This is a genomic window from Mesorhizobium sp. M2E.F.Ca.ET.209.01.1.1, assembly GCF_004010375.2.
Classification (GTDB): Bacteria; Pseudomonadota; Alphaproteobacteria; order Rhizobiales; family Rhizobiaceae; genus Mesorhizobium.
Genome location: NZ_SADP02000371.1, coordinates 1 through 378, shown reverse-complemented (window position 1 = coordinate 378; position 378 = coordinate 1). Strand labels below are relative to the sequence as shown.

Below are 378 nucleotides of genomic sequence, written 5' to 3'. Positions count from 1 at the left end.
GAGACCGGCGACGATTGTGGCACCTTTGCTGCAGCGTTACTGGAAATCGAACGCGCTCAGGCCGGTCACCATCTCGTCGAGGCCGAGCGGTCTGGTCACCGGCGGCTCTGCGCGCGCCAGGCAGCCGACACGCTCGCAAAGCCGGCAGGCCGGGCCGACTGGCGTCGCCGCGATGCCCGCCCCTACCTTTGCACCGACTGCCGTGCCGGGCAGGGCCGCACCATAGACCATGTCGTCGCGAAAGCCGATGTCGCAGCCGAGCAGCAGTGCCGTGCGGCGCGGGCGTTCGGAGAACGCTCCTTGCGGCCCCTCCAGGGTGCGGGCCATGCATAGGAACTCGGCGCCGTCGGGCATTTCCACCGCCTCGACGAAGATCTG

General features: G+C 69.3%; 1 protein-coding gene. It reads right to left on the bottom strand.

The window, feature by feature from the left end; translation table 11 throughout:
• Positions 1 to 36: 36 nt before the first annotated feature.
• On the bottom strand, positions 37 to 378 hold a 342-nt coding region (locus tag EN852_RS36040; RefSeq protein WP_189546407.1), incomplete at its 5' end, for a short-chain fatty acyl-CoA regulator family protein.